A 1290-nucleotide genomic window follows, 5' to 3' on the forward strand; every position below is an offset into this window, starting at 1 on the left:
ATGGTGAAGCGCTCCCAGGCCGAAGGCGTCGAGAAGAACATCCGACTCGACGGTGCGCACCGCGCCTGCGGCGACGCGGAAGCAGCCCGCACAGTCCTCCAGGGCATCGCAGACGGCCCTACCGGCACTCCTGTACCCTCCTGCGGCCGAGACGCCGCTCACCGCCGTGACGCGGTCGCTGCGACCCCTTCCGGCGAACTGCCCGCAGAAGCGTCCTGCCCGGCTGGCGCAGCCTCGTCGACACCGTCGGTGCCGGGCTCTTACCTGCATAGATGACACGTCCCCTTCGTTGGAAAGGAGATGACATTCCCAAACCTTCCACCTACGACACTCGGCGCCGTACCGTTCAAGTGATCGACCGCAGCGGGTGGGGAACCAGCGGCGCCTACCCTGCGATCTGTGCTCTCACGCTGATCTGGACGTGCCCCACTTGCCAAGGCCCCCGGGGAATCCCGCAGAAACACCGCTTCCACGAGGACGGCGAATGGCTTACCTGTGACCGATGGGGCAACCCGTGCGGCCACGTCGACATGTACGTGTCGGTCCTGAATGAAGCCCGACAAGGTTTGAGGACCTAGCCCGGTTTCGTAGGGCGCTTTGCCGAACGGTTGCGACATCACAGCGTGACAATGTAAAGTACATTCTTGTCAGTCCACACGGAAGGTTGCTGGCATGAACGACAACACCGCAGAAATCACCGCAGAAATCGTCACCGCGGCCCGCCGTCTCGACTGGGGATCGATCGTGATCCGAGACGGACAGATCACAGCGGCCGCCCTCGACGACGAGGTCGAAGGGGACGAAATTCTGGCGGACTACTTCGACCTGTGCGAACTCGCGGAGTCCGCGAGCGACCCCGCCGCTATTGCAGCAGAGCTGAACGCGGCTCCGCGCGCCTGACCCACAGCCCTCCAGCAATCCACTGAAAAAGGAGTTCTCATGTCCAACGTCCTCGCCGAAGCCATTACCCCGGACCACCCCCGCGACCGCATCGTCGGCGTGTACGCATACCACCGCGACGAGGCAGGGTCGCGGTTCGCGACCGTCCGCCTCGCCGACGGCTCCAAGGCCGAGATCGACCTCCTCGACATCTTCATCTCGCACACGATCCGAGCGGTCGCCGCAGCGGCCTGACACACATCCGAAAGCCTCACCCGCTCCGTTGAAAGGACCCCGCAATGCACGTCGAAGCGAACACCGAAGCGGGGGAGGTGGAACGGTGAACGAGTATTTCCCGCCCGACTGGGACAACCGCCCCCGCGTCGAACCCTGGAACGGCCACATCACCCG

General features: G+C 64.3%; 2 protein-coding genes. Both read left to right on the plus strand.

What is annotated here, in order from left to right:
* The first annotated feature begins 672 nt into the window (after nucleotides 1-672).
* Nucleotides 673-900 carry a hypothetical protein gene (locus CJ179_RS50435; protein ID WP_095866535.1) on the plus strand — a complete coding sequence of 76 codons (228 nt, stop codon included), beginning with the start codon at nucleotides 673-675 and terminating at the stop codon, nucleotides 898-900.
* Nucleotides 901-939: 39 nt separating this feature from the next.
* A complete protein-coding gene (locus tag CJ179_RS50440; protein WP_095866536.1) occupies nucleotides 940-1134 on the plus strand; it encodes a hypothetical protein in 195 nt (64 codons plus the stop codon).
* Nucleotides 1135-1290: the final 156 nt, after the last annotated feature.

This window comes from Rhodococcus sp. ACS1 (assembly GCF_002300155.1).
Lineage (GTDB): Bacteria > Actinomycetota > Actinomycetes > Mycobacteriales > Mycobacteriaceae > Rhodococcus_F > Rhodococcus_F koreensis.